Origin of the sequence: Xanthomonas sp. 1678 (genome assembly GCF_031455575.1) — a bacterium.
In the GTDB taxonomy this organism is placed as follows: domain Bacteria; phylum Pseudomonadota; class Gammaproteobacteria; order Xanthomonadales; family Xanthomonadaceae; genus Xanthomonas_A.
In genome coordinates this window covers 322,170-339,897 of record NZ_JAVDSZ010000001.1, presented here as the reverse complement: position 1 = coordinate 339,897, position 17,728 = coordinate 322,170, and the positions used below count along the sequence as shown (strand labels likewise).

Annotated in this window: 14 protein-coding genes; 7 read left to right on the top strand and 7 right to left on the bottom strand. The window is 68.8% G+C overall.

Translation table 11 applies throughout. From position 1 onward, the window contains the following. Positions 1-167: 167 nt before the first annotated feature. The gene (locus J2Y70_RS01605; protein ID WP_309912567.1) at positions 168-632 is read right to left on the bottom strand and encodes a MarR family transcriptional regulator; all 465 of its coding nucleotides are present in this window, start codon (positions 630-632) and stop codon (positions 168-170) included. A gap of 60 nt (positions 633-692) precedes the next feature. On the opposite strand from J2Y70_RS01605, the gene J2Y70_RS01600 reads away from it, so the two are divergent. After that, complete coding sequence (locus J2Y70_RS01600; protein ID WP_309912565.1) at positions 693-1,574, top strand: SDR family NAD(P)-dependent oxidoreductase; 882 nt, start codon at positions 693-695, stop codon at positions 1,572-1,574. A gap of 173 nt (positions 1,575-1,747) precedes the next feature. Here J2Y70_RS01600 and J2Y70_RS01595 read toward each other — a convergent pair whose 3' ends face one another. From J2Y70_RS01595 to J2Y70_RS01570, 6 genes are all read right to left on the bottom strand, one after another. Then, positions 1,748-2,434, bottom strand: coding sequence for a class I SAM-dependent methyltransferase (locus tag J2Y70_RS01595; protein WP_309912563.1), 687 nt, complete (start codon positions 2,432-2,434; stop codon positions 1,748-1,750). A gap of 438 nt (positions 2,435-2,872) precedes the next feature. Next, complete coding sequence (gene cyoD / locus J2Y70_RS01590) at positions 2,873-3,211, bottom strand: cytochrome o ubiquinol oxidase subunit IV (RefSeq protein ID WP_263397652.1); 339 nt, start codon at positions 3,209-3,211, stop codon at positions 2,873-2,875. Further along, positions 3,211-3,834 carry a cytochrome o ubiquinol oxidase subunit III gene (gene cyoC, locus J2Y70_RS01585; protein WP_309912561.1) on the bottom strand — a complete coding sequence of 208 codons (624 nt, stop codon included), beginning with the start codon at positions 3,832-3,834 and terminating at the stop codon, positions 3,211-3,213. Before cyoC ends, cyoD begins: the two co-directional genes overlap by 1 nt. Before the next feature lie 3 nt (positions 3,835-3,837). After that, positions 3,838-5,838: a cytochrome o ubiquinol oxidase subunit I gene (cyoB, locus tag J2Y70_RS01580; RefSeq protein WP_309912559.1), complete on the bottom strand. Its 2,001-nt coding sequence runs from the start codon at positions 5,836-5,838 to the stop codon at positions 3,838-3,840. After that, complete coding sequence (gene cyoA / locus J2Y70_RS01575; RefSeq protein ID WP_309912557.1) at positions 5,838-6,779, bottom strand: ubiquinol oxidase subunit II; 942 nt, start codon at positions 6,777-6,779, stop codon at positions 5,838-5,840. The genes cyoB and cyoA overlap by 1 nt, the downstream gene beginning before the upstream one ends. Before the next feature lie 384 nt (positions 6,780-7,163). Further along, a complete protein-coding gene (locus J2Y70_RS01570; RefSeq protein WP_309912555.1) occupies positions 7,164-7,934 on the bottom strand; it encodes a PAS domain-containing protein in 771 nt (256 codons plus the stop codon). A gap of 259 nt (positions 7,935-8,193) precedes the next feature. Between J2Y70_RS01570 and J2Y70_RS01565 the strand changes: the two genes are divergently transcribed. The 6 genes from J2Y70_RS01565 (at position 8,194) to J2Y70_RS01540 (ending at position 17,718) form a co-directional block, all read left to right on the top strand. Continuing rightward, positions 8,194-9,783: a hypothetical protein gene (locus J2Y70_RS01565; RefSeq protein ID WP_309912553.1), complete on the top strand. Its 1,590-nt coding sequence runs from the start codon at positions 8,194-8,196 to the stop codon at positions 9,781-9,783. Between the two features lie 3 nt (positions 9,784-9,786). After that, the gene (locus J2Y70_RS01560; RefSeq protein WP_309912551.1) at positions 9,787-11,301 is read left to right on the top strand and encodes a thioesterase domain-containing protein; all 1,515 of its coding nucleotides are present in this window, start codon (positions 9,787-9,789) and stop codon (positions 11,299-11,301) included. A 79-nt stretch (positions 11,302-11,380) separates the two neighbouring features. Continuing rightward, complete coding sequence (locus tag J2Y70_RS01555; protein WP_309912549.1) at positions 11,381-13,624, top strand: TonB-dependent receptor; 2,244 nt, start codon at positions 11,381-11,383, stop codon at positions 13,622-13,624. 58 nt (positions 13,625-13,682) lie between these two features. Further along, entirely contained in the window at positions 13,683-15,167 is a 1,485-nt protein-coding gene (locus J2Y70_RS01550) for a hypothetical protein (protein WP_309912547.1), read from the top strand. Continuing rightward, on the top strand, positions 15,164-17,197 hold the full coding sequence (locus J2Y70_RS01545) for an amidohydrolase family protein (protein ID WP_309912544.1): 2,034 nt from the start codon (positions 15,164-15,166) through the stop codon (positions 17,195-17,197). Before J2Y70_RS01550 ends, J2Y70_RS01545 begins: the two co-directional genes overlap by 4 nt. Beyond that, positions 17,194-17,718 (top strand): RidA family protein, encoded by a 525-nt coding sequence (locus J2Y70_RS01540; protein ID WP_309912543.1) that lies wholly within the window; start codon positions 17,194-17,196, stop codon positions 17,716-17,718. The genes J2Y70_RS01545 and J2Y70_RS01540 overlap by 4 nt, the downstream gene beginning before the upstream one ends. The last annotated feature ends 10 nt before the right edge of the window (positions 17,719-17,728 follow it).

Here is a 17,728-nt window from a genome sequence, read left to right as displayed (position 1 = left end):
TACCGCAGCACGTAGCGCCACGCCGGTGCTGCCAGCAGCCGGCGATCCCTCCGCATGCGGATCACGCGCTGCGGACAAGGGCACAGACCATCCCGAGCCGCCCGCAGACGCCGCCTCGGACACGCGGCGGCAAATCAGCGGTTCCCTCGCGCGCGCTCGGCGGCGCTTCAAGGGCGATTGAACTTCCTGAGCAGGCCGACCAGCTGCGCCAGTTCGGCGGCGTCCCAATGCGCCAGGCGCGCGAGGAAGGCCTCGGTCTTGACCGCATCGGCGGCCTGCAGGCGCCGGCTGCCGGCATCGGTCAGGCGGTATACGGTTCCCCGTCCGTCGTCGGGATCGGCCGCAGCCTCCACCAACCGCTGCTCGATCAGCGACTTCGCCAGCCTGCTGACGGCGCTCTTGTCCATGCCGAGCGTCTCGGCCAGGTGCCCGGTCTTGCTGGGGCCATGGCGCGCGAGCGCGGCGGCGACCTGATACGCGGCAGGCTGCAGATCGGGGTGGAAACGCGCGGCCGACGCGGCCATGACCGCGCGCGACGCCGCCAGCAAGGCACCCAGTTCGCTACCCAGTTTCCCGACAAGTGCCGCACGACGTCTGCCCATGTGTTCTCCGCCTGTCTCCAAAGTACGCATGGACAGCGCGCGGCATTCGTGATTTAGTTGATATATATCAACTAAATCACTGCCTGCGCCATGCCCACTCCTCCCACCATCCTCATCACCGGCGCGACCGACGGCATCGGCCAGCTGGCGGCCCTGGCGCTGGCGCGCCGCGGGGCACGCCTGGTGCTCACCGCGCGCAGCCAGACCAAGGCGGACCAGACCCGCGCCGCCATCCTGGTCGCCGCTCCGGCCACGCGGATCGATGTGCATTATGTGGATTTTTCGGACCTTTCGGCGGTCGCCGCGACCGGCCGGGCCATCGCCAGGCAGCATCCGCGCATCGACGTGCTGATCAACAACGCCGGCCTGCATGCCTTCCGACAGCGCGTCAGCACGGACGGCTACGCGGAAATGATCGCGGTCAACTACTTCGCCCCGTGGCTGCTGACCCATGTCCTGCAGGCGACGCTGCTCCGTTCCGCTCCGTCGCGCATCGTCACCGTCGGCTCGCAAGCCTCGCGCCAAAGCGGAGGCCTGGCCATCGCAGACGACCTGCGCGATGTCGCCCCTTTCAGCGCGCGCGGATCGTCGCGGATCTACGGCCGCAGCAAGCTGCTGGACATCATGTTTTCGCTGGAACTGGCGCGCCGGCTCGGCGGCAGCGGGGTTTCGGCCAACTGCCTGTGCCCCGGCTTCAACGTCACCGGCCTCGGCCGGGAACTGGGCTTCGCGCGTCCCCTCGCCCGGCTGCTGCAGGGGCTGGACATCGGCAACCCGCAGCGCGGCGCCGACGGCATCGTGCGGCTTGCGGTCGACTCGGTGTTCGGCAGCCAGACCGGCGCCTACGTGACGGCGAATGCGCACCCGCTGGTTCCGTGGGGACCGGCGAACAACGACGCTGCGCGGCGACAACTGTGGGATGCGACGGCCGAGATCCTCTCCCGGTTCATCGCACCCGCTCCAGCGAACTGAAGCCTATGACTATGATCGATGTTGCGCGATCGACGCCGGCCTCGGCGCCGCAGGCTCGCGAACGAATGCGGGCAGGTGCGCAACAGGAAAGCCACCCGCAGGTGGCCTTCGCGAGTGTTTGCTCGTGCCAGGGGCCGGCGGCAGTTTCGTCCGTGTGCCGGCTTACCTACTCTTCATGCCGGGACGTTCGCGACCCACCCGCGAAACGAAAAGGCGGCATAGAACAGGGCGACATCCACGAAGCCGGCTTCGCGCAGCAGCGCTTCCTCCTCGGCCGGCGTCAGCAGCGGCAGGCGTTCGAGCAGCATCGCGGCGGTGGCCATCGCCTTGGCGGGTCCCGCGTCGGTGCGATCGCCGAAGGCCGCCGAGCGCGCCATCCAGCGCGCACGGTCGTCGCCGGGCGGCGCATGCTGCGCCAGCACGATGCGTGCGCCCGGGACGAGACGGCGGCGAATTTCCCGCAGCGTGCGCAGCCGCTCGCTTCGATCGAGAAAATGCAGGGTGAGCAGGCAGGTCGCGCCGTCGAACGGGCCGGCCGGCGCCTGGTCGATCGTCCCTGCGCGCAGATCGACGCGCCCGGCGAAAGGCAAGACCGCCTGCCGCGCCAGCTCGAGCATGGGCGGCGCCGGATCGACGCCGGTGAAGCGCCAGTGCGGCCGCGCCTCGGCCATGGCCTTCAGTTCCAGCCCGCCGCCGGCGCCGACCACGAGGATGTGGGCCGCGCCGGCCGCGTACTCGTCGAGCAGCAGCGTCGCCATGCGATGCAGGTCGGCCAGGCCCGGTACCCTGCGCAGCGCGTCCGCCGCATAGGAAGCGACGGCAGCCGGGTCGGCGAACGGGGATGGCGTGTGCTGCATCATGGGTGTGCTCCGAACAACGCAGCGCGATGTGCTACTGCCGCGTCCGTTGCGTTCAGGCGGAACGGCAAAGGAGGCAGCGGTCGCATGCCGCAGGCGACGCCAGCGTGGCAAAGCAGGAGCATCGGCATGAAGCCCTCGGACGTGGAGCGGATCGAGCGACATCGCAGGATGCGACTCATGTAACTTCAAATGTTACGAATAGCGACCCAACCTGTCAACGCGGCCGGATCCTGGCCCGCGCGGCAAGTCAGACTGGCGGGATACTCACCCTTGCGCCCATCTGCATCGCCTTGATCCGCTCCAACGGCTGACAGCGGCACCAGAAACCAGGCAACGACGATCTGCCACCTCGGCGGCATCCGCGCCAATCGCGAGCGCAAACGAAAAAGGCCGCCCGAAGGCGGCCTCTCTCTCGGGCGCGGCAGACCGCGCCCTGCCTCAATGCATCATGTTGACGTTGAGGTTGTGCATGACCCACAGCGAGCCGATCACCACGATGCCGATGATCAGCAGCGAGAACAGGCCCACGTGCACGTTGGAGCGCTGCTCGGCGGAGCGGTCCATGTGCAGGAAGTAGATCAGGTGCACCAGCATCTGCACCGCGGCCAGCACCGCGATGACGATGACGGTCACGCCCTTCGGGAACGCGCCGCTCATGACCATGCCGAACGGGATCACGGTGAGGATCACCGCCATCACGAAGCCGATCAGGTACGACTTCAGGCCGCCGCCGTGCGAGGCCTCGGCGTGTGCGTCGGAAGAATGGTGGTTGGCCATTACAGCGCTCCCAGCAGGTAGACGATGGTGAACACGCCGATCCAGATCACGTCCAGGAAGTGCCAGAACAGGCTCAGGCACGCCAGGCGCGTGGCGTTGCGCGGGGTCAGGCCGTTCTTGGCGATCTGGATCACCAGCACCGCCATCCACAGCAGGCCCGAGGCCACGTGCAGGCCGTGGGTGCCGACCAGGGTGAAGAACGCGGACAGGAACGCGCTGCGGCCGGGACCGGCACCTTCGTGGATCAGGTGGTGGAACTCGTAGATTTCCATGCCCAGGAAGCCCAGGCCGAGCGCGGCGGTGACCGCCAGCCAGCCGTACAGGCCGCCCAGGTTGCGCTTGTGCGCGGAGATCATCGCCAGGCCGAAGCTCAGGCTGCTGAACAGCAGCAGGAAGGTTTCCACCAGCACGAACTTCAGGTCGAACAGTTCCTTGGCGGTCGGGCCGTCCACCGTCGCGCCGGCCAGCACCGCGTAGGTCGCGAACAGGCCGGCGAAGATGAGGCAGTCGCTCATCAGGTAGACCCAGAACCCGAACACGGTGTTGCCGCCGCTGTCGTGGTGCGCGTGGTCGTCGTGGCCGTCCGCGTGGACGGCGTGGTTCTCAATGGTCGTGGTGGACATGGTTCAGACCGCCTTTGCGGCATGCGCCGCCTGTTGCTGCTCCAGCAGGGCGAAACGCGCGTTCTCGATGCGCTCCACTTCCTCCGCCGGGACCCAGTAGTCGACGTCGTCGTCGAACGAACGCGCGATGAAGCTGCCGATCATGCCGACCAGGCCGATGATCGCCATCCACCAGATGTGCCAGATCAGGCCGAAACCCAGGACCACGCTGAACGCGCCGATCCAGAACCCGGCCGCGGTGTTGCGCGGCATGTGGATCGCTTCGTACTTGGCCGGACGCGGCCAGCCCTTGCCCTTGAGCTTGTCTTCCCAGAACTGGTCGCGGTCGTCGACGTGCGGCAGCACGGCGAAGTTGTAGAACGGCGGCGGCGAGGACGTGGCCCACTCCAGCGTACGGCCGTCCCACGGGTCGCCGGTCAGGTCCAGGTTGTCCTTGCGCTTCCAGATGCTGTAGCCGATCTGCACCAGGTTCAGGAAGATGCCGATGCCGATGATCGCCGCACCCACCGCGGCCACCATCAGCCACGGCGCCCACTCCGGGTGGTTGTAGCTGTTCATGCGCCGGGTCATGCCCATGAAGCCGAGCACGTACAGCGGCATGAAGGCGACGAAGAAGCCGATGATCCAGCACCAGAACGAGGCCTTGCCCAGCGTCTCGTTGAGCTTGAAGCCGAACGCCTTCGGGAACCAGTAGGTCAGACCGGCCAGGTAGCCGAACACCACGCCGCCGATGATCACGTTGTGGAAGTGCGCGATCAGGAACAGGCTGTTATGCAGCACGAAGTCCACCGCCGGGATCGCCAGCATCACCCCGGTCATGCCGCCGATGGTGAAGGTGATGATGAAGCCGATCGTCCACAGCACCGGCGAGGTCATGTGCACGCGGCCGCGGAACATGGTGAACAGCCAGTTGAAGATCTTCACCCCGGTGGGGATGGAGATGATCATCGTGGTGATGCCGAAGAACGCGTTGACGTTGGCGCCCGAGCCCATGGTGAAGAAGTGGTGCAGCCACACGATGAACGACAGCACGCCGATGCACGAGGTGGCGTAGACCATCGAGGTGTAGCCGAACAGGCGCTTGCGGCTGTACGTGGCGATCAGCTCGGAGAAGATGCCGAACGCCGGCAGGATCAGGATGTAGACCTCCGGATGGCCCCAGATCCAGATCAGGTTGACGTACATCATGGCGTTGCCGCCACCGTCGTTGGTGAAGAAGTGCGTGCCCAGGTAGCGGTCGGCGCCCAGCAGCGCCAGCGCCACGGTCAGGATCGGGAACGCGGCGATGATCAGGATGTTGGTGATCAGCGCGGTCCAGGTGAAGATCGGCATGCGCATCAGGGTCATGCCCGGCGTGCGCATGCGCATGATCGTCACGAAGAAGTTGATGCCGGTCAGCAAGGTGCCCAGGCCGGATATCTGTAGCGCCCAGATGTAGTAGTCGACGCCCACCCCGGGACTGTATTCGAGCCCCGACAACGGCGGATACGCCAGCCAGCCGGTCTGCGCGAACTCGCCCACGCCCAGCGAGATGTTGATCAGCGCCGCGCCGGCCACGAACAGCCAGAAGCTCAGCGAGTTCAGGAACGGGAACGCCACGTCGCGCGCGCCGATCTGCAGCGGCACGATCAGGTTCAGCAGGCCGGTCATGAACGGCATGGCCATGAAGAAGATCATGATCACGCCGTGCGCGGTGAAGATCTGGTCGTAGTGGTGCGGCGGCAGGATGCCCTCGCTGCCGCCGTGCGCGATGGCCTGCTGGGTGCGCATCATCGCCGCGTCGGCGAAGCCGCGCAGCAGCATCACCAGCGCCACGACGATGTACATCACGCCGATGCGCTTGTGGTCGACCGAGGTCAGCCACTCGTGCCACAGGTAGCCCCACTTCTTGTACTTGGTGATCGCCGCCATGATCAGCAGGCCGATCAGGCCGGCGCCGGCCAGCGCGCCCATGACGATCGGCTCGTGGTACGGAATCGCCTCGAGCGTGAGTTTGCCTAGCATCACTTGTCTCCAGAAGTGCACATGGCGACCGGCTCAGCAGCCGATGCCGGATGGTCGTCGTGGCCTTGCATGTGGTGGCCCTTGCCCATCATGTATTTGTCGACCAACGACTTGAACATGCCGTCCTGCACCGACGAGTAGTAGGTCACCGGGTACTGCGCCTTGTCGTTGCGGTTCGCCGCCAGGACCTGGAACTCGGCCTGGTCCAGCGCCTTCGGCGCGGCCTTGACCTTGGCCACCCAGGCATCGAAGCCGGCCTGGTCGGTGGCGTGCGCGGTGAAGGCCATCTTCGAGAAGCCATGGCCGCTGTAGTTCGCCGACAGGCCGAAGTAGTCGCCCGGCTCGTTGGCGATCAGGTGCAGCTTGGTCTCCATGCCGGCCATCGCGTAGATCTGCGTGCCCAGGTGCGGGATGAAGAACGAGTTCATCACCGTGTCGGAGGTGATCTTGAAGTTCAGCGGCGTATCCACCGGGAACGCGATCTCGTTGACCGTGGCGATGCCCTGCTCCGGATAGATGAACATCCACTTCCAGTCCAGCGCCACCGCCTCGATGGTGATCGGCTTGACGTCCGACTCCAGCGGCTTGTACGGGTCCAGCGCGTGCGAGGAGCGCCAGGTCAGCACCGCCAGCACCAGGATGATCATGCACGGGATCGACCACACCACCACCTCGATCGCGGTGGAGTGCGACCAATTCGGCTCGTAGCGGGCCTTGGTGTTGGACGCGCGATAGCGCCAGGCGAAGGCCAGGGTCATCACGATGACCGGGATCACCACCAGCAGCATCAGCACCACCGAGGTGATCAGCAACGTCTTTTCGTCGTGGCCGATCTGTCCCTTGGGGTTGAGGATGGCCGAGTCGCACCCGGCCAGCAGCAACGCGGGCAGGAGCAACAGACCGGAGCGCAGCGAGCGCCGGAGTTGTTTCAACGGAATCATCGAACGATCCAATTGCGTAGGGGATGCGGACCGCGCAGTGGCGAACGGGGGGCGGCGCAGACGGGCCTTTCCACGTTTCCTGCGGCATCCTGGCCGGCATGCGCGATCGACCACGCATTTTATGCTGCCGTGCGGCATCTCCGAAAGCCATTGACAAGGCCGAGCGTGCGCACGGGCGTGTTTTTGTGTGCGACACATTGCCGCACCTGCGTGCGACGGATCGCCGCAGCCGGCCTGCCGCGCGCGGAACACGCCCCTGGCTCGCCGTCATTGGGATGTAACGGAGAGGCGGGCCGCTGTCGACGGGACCTGCGCAACAGCCGGACGACACGCCCCTGGCGAGCGGCGACATCGCGCGCGGCAGGGGGCCGACAGGCCCCTGCGCTACCGCGCCGCCGCCTTCTTCTGCTTGATCTGCTCGATGTAGTTGTAGATGGTGAAGCGGCTGACCCCCAGGGCCGCCGCCACCTGCTCCACGCTGTTGCGGATCAGGAACAGGCCGCGATGCATCATCGCCTCCACCGCGTACATCTTCTCTTCCTTGTTCATCAGCGCCGGCGGCTTCATGAAGCGCTTGACCGCATCGTCGATGATCTCCTGCATCATCGCCTCCAGGCCGACCTCGCCGGCCGGCGCCTCGCTGCGCGGCGGCTTGGGCTTGCGGTGCAGCATCTGTTCCAGCCAGCCGTGGGCCATCTCGAACACGGTCATGTCGGCATTGAGGCACAGCGCGGCCACCGGCTGGCCGGCGCCGTCGCGGAACAGCAAGGTCGCCGAGCGCAGGTGGCGGCCGGCGGCATTGGTGGTCTGGTACTCGTCGACGATCGACCAGCTGATCGCGCCGGTGCCCTCGACGTCGCGGTAGAGCTCGCTGAAGCCGGCGTCCTCGCGCGGGCCGCTGAGGATCGGGTCGCCGAGATTGCGCCCGGACACATGGCCGTTGGCGATCGCCCGCACCGACGCATCGGGCGCGGACAGGTCGTGCAGCACCACCTCGATGTTCTCGCCGATCACCGCGCCGAGCAGGGTCACCACCGGCTCGAGCAGCGCGAACAGGTCGCGCACCTGCACCCCCGCCCCCAGTCCTTGCGCAGGTGCCGCCTGGCCGCGCTTGCGCTTGGCGGCGGGCGCCGCGCCCTTTTTCGCTGTTGCCATTGAATCGTCCGTCCGAGGAAAGCCTGGCGAATGCGCACCGGCCATCTTGCCGGCTGCGCCCGCGGGCGTCGAGACAGCGGCGCATCGACGCAGACCGGCGCACAGGATCGTGACGCGGCCTTGACATACAAATTATTTTTCTATATCAACAAACTGTTGAAGCGACATCGCGCCGCGGCCAGGGGGGCCGCCGCCGCCCATGCATCGGGCGCCCAACCACGCGTCACCAGGGGAAAACCGAACTGCCATGCCGACGTCCATGCCGTCCGCCAGATCGTGCTGTCGCGCCACTGCCTGGCTGCGCCCGTTCGGGGCCGCGGCGGCGCTGTGGTTGGCCGCCGTCGCCGGCGCGCCGGCGGCGGCGCCGGTGCATGCCGACGTGCAGGTGCATTCGGCCGGCAGCGTCGCCGTCGCAGGCCATGGCACGCTCCGCTACGCCGCCGAGGCCGGGCTGCTGCCGATCCACGACGATCCGACCGGGCGGCTGATGGCGTCGGTGTTCTTCGTCGGCTACAGCGCCGCGGCCAATGCCGGCGCCGCGCGGCCGCTGACCTTCCTGTGGAACGGCGGCCCCGGCTCCAACTCGGCGCAACTGCACCTGGGTGTCGGCCCGCGCCGTCTGGACACCGCCGATCGCCTGCCGGACTGGATCGTGGCGCAGAGCGAGCGGCCGCTGGTCGACAACGCCGACAGCTGGCTGGGCGCCAGCGATCTGGTGTTCGTCGATCCGCTGGGCACCGGCTACAGCCGCGCGGTCGAGGCCAAGGACCTGCCGACGCTGTACACCGCGCATGGCGATGCGGAAACCATCGCCGAAGCGATCCGGGTCTACCTGACCCGCCACGACGCCTGGGACCGCCCGCTGTACCTGGCCGGCGAAAGCTACGGCGTGACCCGCGCGATGCTGGTCGCCGCGGCGCTGCAGCGGCGCGGCATGCCGGTGCGCGGCGTGGTGCTGGTGTCCTACGACTTCGACCTGGGCACGCCGCCGGCGGCGTACCCGGAAGACGCGTTGAACCTGCCGCAGTTCACCGCCGCGGCGCACTACCACCGGCGCCTGGACGCGGCGCTGCAAGCACTCGACGAAACGGCGGCGGTGGCCCAAGCGCAGGCGTGGATGCAGCAGGACTACCTGCCGTTCCTGGCCTCCCCCGCGACGCAGACGCCGCAATCGCGGCGCCGGATCCTGGCCGGGCTGGCGCGCTTCAGCGGCCTGCGCGAGCAGGACATCGATGCCAAGCAACTGACTATTTCCACCGCCGATTTCGCCGATCGCCTGCTGGCCGCGCAGGGCCTGGAACTGGGCCGCTACGACCTGCGCATGACCGCGCCGCGTCGCGCCAAGGACGTTCCCTGGATGCCGGGGATCGACCCGAGCCTGAAGCCGATGGCCGGCCTGATGAACGGCACCTCGCGCGTGTTCAACCGCTATCTGCGCCAGCAGCTCGGCTTCGAGAGCGACCTGCTGTATCGCGGCCCGTTCGGCAACGCCTTCCATCCATCGCCGCGCTACACCGACCCGAAGACCGGCATGCCGGACGACTGGATGGCGCAACTGTGGGATTTCTCGCAGAAGGTTCCCGAAGGCGCCGATGCGCCGCTGCGCAAGGCGATGGACCAGGACCCGCAGCTGCGCGTGCTGAGCCTGCGCGGCCGCTACGACGGCTGGCCCTGCGAAAGCTCGGTGGAGACCGCCCGCGCCGCCGGCCCGCGCTACGCCGTGCGGGTGACCACCCTGTGCCTGCAGGGCGGGCACATGTGGTACTCCGAACGCGCCAGCCGTGCCCAGGGCCGCCGCGCATTCGAGGCCTTCCTCGCCGCCGCTTCCTCTCTTCCCAGCACGGACTAGCCCATGCGCTCCACGACCGCACGTCCCGGCCCCGTGCCGCCGAAGACCCGATTGTTGCAGCCGCTGCTGGCACTGGCCCTGGCGACGGCATTGCCCGCCGGCAGCATGCACGCCGCGGAGCTGGGCTTCGTCGATCCGGCCACGCTGGACCAGGTGACGCTGCCGACGCCGGTGACCACGCAACACCGCGGCGTGTTCAACGGCCAGCGCATCGACTACGCCGCGACGGTGGAGACCTACGCCACCAGTGGCGCCGACGGGCGCCCGGCCGCGCGGCTGGTCGCCACCGCCTACGTCGCCACGTCCGCCGACAGCGCCCGCCCGCTGATCTTCGCCTTCAACGGCGGCCCGATCGCCGCCAGCACGCCGCTGCATTTCGGCCTGCTCGGCCCGCAGCGGCTGGCCGTGCCCGACGACCTGCACGCCAACGCCGCCGGCTTCAAGCTGGTGGACAACCGCTACTCGCCGCTGGACGCAGCCGACATCGTCATCTTCGATCCGGCCAGCACCGGCTACAGCCGCGTCGCCGACGGCGTGGCGCCGGCCAGCCAGTTCTCCACCCGCGCCGATGCGCGCCAGCTCGCGCAGCTGGTGGCGGCGTGGCTGGACCGGCACGGCCGCCGCGGCTCGCCGGTGTACCTGCTGGGCGAGAGCTACGGCACCTTGCGCGCACCGGAAGCGGCCACGCAACTGAAGGCTGCCGGCATCGCGGTGGACGGCATCGTCCTGCTCGGCCAGGCCGCCAACATCCTCGAATACGCGCAGCGGCGCGACAACATCGTCAGCTACGCCGTATCGCTGCCGACCCTGGCCGCGCTCGGCTGGTACCACGGCAAGGTCGATCGCAAGGGCCGCAGCCTGGCGCAATTCGTCGACGACGCCTCCGCCTACGGCCGCGACCGTTATCTGACCACGCTGTTCCTCGGCAACCGCGCCAGCGCGCAGCAACGCGAGGAGGTGGCGCAGGCGCTGCAGGGTTTCACCGGCCTGCCGGCGCAGGCCTGGCTGAAGGCCGACCTGAAGGTCTCCAAGGTCGCCTACGCGCGGCAGCTGTTCTCCGGGCAGATCCTGTCGGCCAGCGACGGCCGCTACCTGCTCGATGCGCAGGGCAACTCGCGCAGCATGCCCGACTACAACGCCGTGGCCGAACGCTATTACCGGCAGGTACTGAAGGTACCCGCGCAGGCCGGCCGCTACTCCACCGCGCTGCCGACCTCCGGCGATTTCAACGCCTGGGACTGGGACGCGAACAAGTCGCCGTTCGGCGACTACCCGTGGGTCGGGCAGCTGCGCGAACTGCTGGTCTCCAACCCGCGCTGCCGGCTGCTGGTCGGCAACGGCTACTACGACAGCCAGACCACGATCGGCGCGATGGACTATCTCGCCGCGCAGTCCGGCTTGCCGATGGACCAGGTGCGCACCCGCTACTACGAGGGCGGACACATGATGTACACGGTCGAGCGCAGCGCCGCCGACCTCGCCCAGGACATCCGCCAGATGGTCCGCCGCACCTGGTGACAGTTCGCACTTCCCGCAGCACCCGCCGTTCGCGCTCCACCCACCCCACCCCGCCCACGCCAGCCAGCGAGTCCCGCCCATGTCATCCGTTGCCCGCAACCGTCTTTCCCAGGTCATTTCGCGCGTGCTGTGCTGCCCGGCCAGCGCGTTGTTGCTGTTGCCGTCCATCGCCCTCGCCCAGCAGGACGACGGCGCCACCGCCGCCAAGCAGCTGGACACCATCACCGTGACCGCGCAGAAGCGCAGCGAGCGCCTGCAGGACGTGCCGATGTCGGTGCAGGTGCTCAACACCGAGAAGATGAGCAGCGAAGGCAACTACAAGCTGGCCGACTACTTCGCCCAGTTGCCCGGCCTGTCCTACATCCAGTCGCCGATGAGCAGCAACATCGTGCTGCGCGGCATCGCCACCGACTCCGGCCTCGGCAGCCGCCCGACCTCGGGCATCGTCATCGACGACGTGCCGTACGGTTCGGCGCTCAGCACCGGCGCGATTCCCGACCTGGATCCGTCCGACCTGCAGCAGATCGAAGTGCTGCGCGGCCCGCAGGGCACGCTGTACGGCGCCAGCAGCATGGGCGGGCTGATCAAGTACGTGATGGCCGATGCCGACACCGGCGCGACCTTCGGCCACGTCGAGGCCGGCGGCTCCAGCGCCGCGCACGGCGGCTCCGGCTACAACGCGCGCACCTCGGTGAACCTGCCGTTCTCCGAGCGCTTCGCGCTGCGGCTCAGCGTGTTCCAGCGCCAGGACCCGGACTTCATCCACAACACCAACGGCGGCGACGAGAACGACAGCCAGGTGCGCGGCGGCCGCGTCTCGGCGCTGTGGAACGTCACCGACACGGTGACGGTGCGCTCCTCGGCGCTGTTCCAGGACACCGAGACCGGCTCCAGCTCGGTGGTCGACACCGATCCCGAGCTGCATCCGCTGTTCGGCCAGTACAGCCACGACCGCATCCGCGGCGGCGATACCTTCAAGGGCCAGGTGCGCTTCTACACCACCAAGGTCAGCTGGGACCTGGGCTGGGCCACGCTGGACAGCATCAGCGGCTACGCCCAGCACCGCAGCCGCGCCTATCAGGACGTGGGCTACACCAGCATCGGCCGGCTCGCGCCGGTGTTCGCCGGCCTCTTCGGCCTGGACAGCGACAACCCCAGCTCGCTGATCGACAACCGCTACAACACCGACCGCACCACCCAGGAAGTGCGGCTGGTCTCGCAGGGCGAACGCGCGCTGGACTGGCAGGCCGGCGCGTTCTACAGCGACGAGGAAGCCAAGAGCACGCAGAACTTCTACATCGCCGACAAGACCAGCGGCACCATCTATCGCGACTTCCCGCTGCTGGTCTCGCTGGGCGACAGCAGCTACCGCGAAAAGGCCGTGTACGCCGATGCCACCTACCACTTCACCCCGCAGTTCGACATCCAGTTCGGCGCCCGCTACGCGCGCAACAGCCTGCGCGAGAACAGCGACACCGGCGGCCTGCTGCAGGATCCGAACCAGAGCTTCGACAGCAACAAGGACAGCGCCACCACCTACCTGTTCTCGCCGCGCTACCGCTTCAACGACGAGCTGATGGCCTACCTGCGCGTGGCCTCCGGCTACCGCGCCGGCGGCAGCAACGGCACGCTGGTGGCCAACATCCCGTTCTCCTACGACTCCGACAGCCTGTGGAGCTACGAGCTGGGCCTGAAGACGCAACTGCTGGACCGCTCGCTCAGCCTGGACGCGGCGCTGTTCTACATCGACTGGAGCGACCTGCAGATCTCGCAGGTCGAACCGACCCTGGGCAGCAGCTACACCACCAACGCCGGCAAGGCGACCAGCCAGGGCCTGGAGCTGTCCGCCACCTGGGTGCCGTCGGCCGACTGGAAACTCACCGCCAGCTACGCCTACACCGACGCCACCCTGGCCGAGGACATCCCCGGCTACACCGAGGGTTCCTCCGCCTACGGCAAGGACGGCAATCGCCTGCCGTACTCGGCGCGCAACAGCGCTTCGGCCTCGCTCAAGCGCTATGTCGCGCTGGGCAACGACCTGGAAGGCTTCGTCGGGGCCGACGTGGCCTACATGGGCGCGCGCGACATGGAGTTCACCACCTCGGCCAGCATCCCGCGCATCCACCTGCCCAGCTACACCACGCTCGGCCTCAGCGCCGGCGTGCAGGGCCAGGCCTGGAGCGCCACGCTGTACGTGCGCAACCTCACCGACGAGGTCGGCTACATCAACGCCAACCGCCGCGGTTCGCTGGCCAGCTCGACGCTCGGCGCCACGCTGATCCAGCCGCGCACGGTCGGCCTGACCCTGGCCTGGGACTATTGATGTGCGCTGCCGGCCGCCGCACGGCGGCCGGCCCTTGCCCCCGTTGCGGAATGTCCCGATGAACTGGATGCATGGCCTGGCCCTGCTGCTGGCGGTGGCGCTGCCGTTCGCCGCGGCCGCCGACGACGCGGCGCCGCTCGCCCACCCGACCTTGCTGTCCAGCCCGAAGCAGGCCCGTATCGGCGAGCAGCGGCTACGCTATCGGGTCGGCTTCGACCAGCTCGATCTGGTCGGCGCCGACGGCGAACCGGACGCCTCGATCAGCGCCATCGGCTATCTGGCCGAGCGCGCCGACGCCGCCGCGCGCCCGGTGCTGTTCGCCTTCAATGGTGGACCTGGCGCATCGTCGGTGCTGCAGGTCGAAGGCCTCGGCCCGCTGCTGCGCGTGCGCAACGGCACGCGGCAGACCCTGGTCGTCAATCCGCACAGCATTCTCGACGCCGCCGACCTGGTGTTCCTCGATCCGCCCGGCACCGGCTTCAGCCGGGCGCCTGCCGATGCCGCCGCACGCGAGCGCTATTGGTCCGACCATGGCGACGCCAAGGCGGTGGCGGCGATGATCCGGCACTGGCTCAAGACCCACCGGCGCGAACGCGCGCCGCTGTACATCGCCGGCGAAAGCTACGGCGGCTACCGTCTCGCGCTGCTCGCCGCAGACATCGGCGACCTGCGTCCGGCCGGGGTGCTGCTGGTGTCGCCGCTGCTCGATGCCACCAGCAGCGACGACAGCGCCGGCAACGATCTGCGCGCGGTGTTCGACCTGCCCTCGCTGATCGTCGCCGCCGCCGCCCACGGCAAGGGCGAACTGGCCGGGCAACCGGTCGAACAGGTCTATGCGCAGGCGCGGGCGTTCGCGCTCGGCGACTACGCGCAGGCACTGTTGCAGGGCAGCGCGCTGCCGGCCGACGCACGCAATCGCATGGCCGCGCGCCTGGCCGCGCTGCTGGGCCTGCCGCCGCAAGCGCTGCTGGCGGCCGACCTGCGTCCGGATGTCGAAACCTTCCGGCTCGGCGTGCTGGCCGCCGATGGCCAGCAGATGGGCCGGCTCGACAGCCGCATCGTCGCGCCGCTGCCGCCACCACACGCGGATGACAACGGCCGGCCCTCGGCCGCCAACGATCCGGCGCTTGGGCTCGGCCGCAGCAACCGGATCAACTCCGCGGTGATGGCCGACTACCTGCACGGCCTGTTCGGCGCTGTGTTGCCGCAGGACTACGTGAGCCTGGACATCGACATCGCCATGGCCTGGCGCTTCGCCGCCGACGATGGCGCCGGCCCGCGCCCGGTCGGCAGCGCGATGCGCTTCAATCCCACGCCGAACCTGGCAAGGCTGGCGCAGGCCAATCCCCGCTTCCGGGTGCTGGCGCTCAACGGCTATTACGACCTCGCCGTGCCCGCGCTCGGGCCCTGGTATGCGCTGCACCACAGCGGCTTGGATCCGGCGCGCATCGATTTCCGCATCCTGCCCGGCGGCCATGCCGTGTTCGCCGAAGAGGCGCTGCGGCCGCAGCTGCACACCCTGCTGAAGGACTTCCTGAAATGACCCGCACCCTGCTGCTGGCCACTGCCCTGGCCGCTGCCTGCGCGTTCGCCGGCCACGCCGCGCCCGCCGCGACCCCGCCGCAATCGCTGGTGCTGATCGCCAACGGCGAGAACGTCGGTTACCTGAAGGCATCCGCCAACGGCGACACCTACGAGGTCGACTACCACGTCGACAACAACGGCCGCGGCCCCAAACACCACGAGACCATCGTGCTCGGCGAGCACGCGCTGCCGCTGGCCTGGTCGGTCGCCGGCACCTCGCTGATGGGCGGCCAGGTCGCCGAGCGCTACCAGTGGCGCGACGGCGTCGCCGAATGGAGCAGCCAGGCCGACAGCGGACGCAAGCAGCTGCCGCAACCGAAGCTGTACATCACCAACGACAGCAGCCCGTGGGCGATGTGGACCTACGCCAAGGCCTTGCTGGCCGCACCCGACCATGCCCTGGACGTGCTGCCCAGCGGCCGCATGCGCTTGGAACTGGTCGGCACGCTGGCGCTAGACGGCCAGGCCGGCGCGCCGCCGCTGCAGGCGCGGCTGCTGCGGCTGTCCGGGCTGGACCTGGAACCGCACTACCTCGCCGTCGATGCCGACGACGCCCTGCTGGCCGACCTCGACGACGACGCCGTGGCGATCCGCGAGGGCTACCAGGCGCAGGTGGCGAAGCTGACCGATGCGGTGAAGGCGCAGCAGTTCGCGCATGCGCAGGCCTTGCAGCGCCAGCTCGCGCATCCGCTGGAGCGCGACCTGTGGCTGCGCAACGTGCATGTGTTCGATCCGGTCAACGGGCTGCGCAGCGACGCGGTGAACCTGCACGTCGCCGACGGGCACATCGTCTCGATGGACGCGCAATGGCGGCCGGCGCCCGGCGACCGCGTCTACGACGGCAATGGCGGCACGGTGATCCCCGGCCTGCACGACATGCATTCGCACAGCACCCTGTCTTCGGGGCTGTGGTACCTGGCCGCGGGCGTCACCAACACCCGCGACATGGGCAACGACAACGCGTTCCTGCTCGACCTCGTCGCGCGCATCGACCGCGGCGAGATCGCCGGCCCGCGCATCGTGTACAACGGCTTCCTCGAAGGCCGCAGCGCGTTTTCGGCGCGCAACGGCTTCGTCGTCGACACGCTCGACGAGGCGCTGAAGGACGTCGCCTGGTACAAGGACCACGGCTACTGGCAGATCAAGCTGTACAACTCGATGAACCCGGCCTGGGTGGCGCCGATCGCCGAACGCGCGCATGCGCTGGGCATGGGCGTCACCGGCCACATCCCGGCCTTCACCAACGCCGACGCGATGATCGCCGCCGGCTACGACGAGATCACCCACATCAACCAGCTGATGCTCGGCTGGGTGCTGGCCCCCGAAGAGGACACGCGCACGCCGCTGCGGCTGACCGCGATGCAGCGTGTGGCCGATCTCGACCTGGACGCGCCGCAGGTGCGCCGCACGCTGGAGCTGATGCGCCAGCGCGACATCGCCCTGGACACCACCGAGGTGATCCTGGAGCGGCTGATGCTGAGCCGCGCCGGCAGCGTGCTGCCGGCCGATGCGCCGTACCTGTCGCACATGCCGATCGCCTACCAACGCTACCGCCAGCGCACCTTCGTGCCCGACCTCAACCCGCAGGCCGACGCCCGCTACCGCCAGGCGCTGGACAAGACCCTGCAACTGATCGGCCGCCTGCACCGGCAGGGCACCGTGCTGCTGCCCGGCACCGACGACACAACCGGCTTCACCGTGCACCGCGAACTGGAGCTGTACGTCGCCGCCGGGCTGACCCCGCAGCAGGCGCTGAGCGCCGGCACCTGGCAGAGCGAGCAACATTTCGGCCGCACCGATCGCCTCGGCAGCGTGCACCCGGGCAAGCAGGCCGACTTCGTGCTGCTGCCCGGCGATCCGACCACCGACATCGCCGCGATCCGCCAGCCCTCGCTGGTGGTCAAGGACCGCCAGCTGTACCTGCCCGCCGAGATCTATCGCGCCCTGGGCGTGACCCCGTTCGCGCCGGCCCCCAAGAGCCTTCAATGAACCCGATCCCCCATCCCATGCAGACCCCGCACGTCCTCCCCTCCGACACCGTGAGCGCGCGCCTGCGTGCGCTCGGCCTGGTGTTGCCGCCGCCGCTGCGCGTGCCCGACGGGGTGATCCTGCCGTTCGCCCCGGTGCACGTGATCGGCACCCGCGTGCTGATCTCCGGCCACGGCCCGCAACACCCGGACGGCAGCATGGCCGCCGGCGGCCGCATCGGCGACGACCTGGACGAGGCGCAGGGCTACGCCGCCGCGCGGCAGACGGCGCTGTCGATGCTGGCCAGCCTGGAACGCAGCCTGGGCAGCCTGGACCGCGTCAAGCGTTGGGTGCGCGTGTTCGGCATGGTCCGCTGCGCGCCCGGCTTCCAGCGCCTGCCGAACGTGATCAACGGCTGCTCGGACCTGCTGCTGGCGCTGTGGGGGCCGGAACTGGGCCAACATGCGCGCAGCGCGGTCGGCATGGCCGAGCTTCCATTCGGCATCCCGGTCGAGATCGAAGCCGAAGCCGAACTGCACTGAACCGACCGTC